Below are 231 nucleotides of genomic sequence, written 5' to 3' on the forward strand. Positions count from 1 at the left end.
AGGCCGGATCGGTGCTGCCCACCGGGCAGACCGGGCTGGTCGAGGTCGCGGTGTTCACCACGTTGCCGGCGGTCACGTCGGCCGCAGTCACCGTGTAGGTACCGGTCAACACGCAGGTCGCACCCGGTGCCACCGAGGCGCAGGTCGTCGTGCTCGGGGTGATCTTGCTGTCGTTCACCACCACGTTGGTCAGGTTGCCGCTGGCGCTGGTGTTGGTCACCGTCACCGTAT

1 protein-coding gene is annotated in these 231 nt (G+C 67.5%); it reads right to left on the reverse strand.

The window, feature by feature from the left end:
* The coding region (locus LC490_RS24340; RefSeq protein ID WP_223621920.1) for a hypothetical protein at positions 1-220 on the reverse strand (220 nt) is incomplete at its 3' end.
* Positions 221-231 lie beyond the last annotated feature (11 nt).

This window comes from Lysobacter sp. ESA13C (genome assembly GCF_019970005.1).
GTDB lineage: Bacteria > Pseudomonadota > Gammaproteobacteria > Xanthomonadales > Xanthomonadaceae > Lysobacter > Lysobacter antibioticus_B.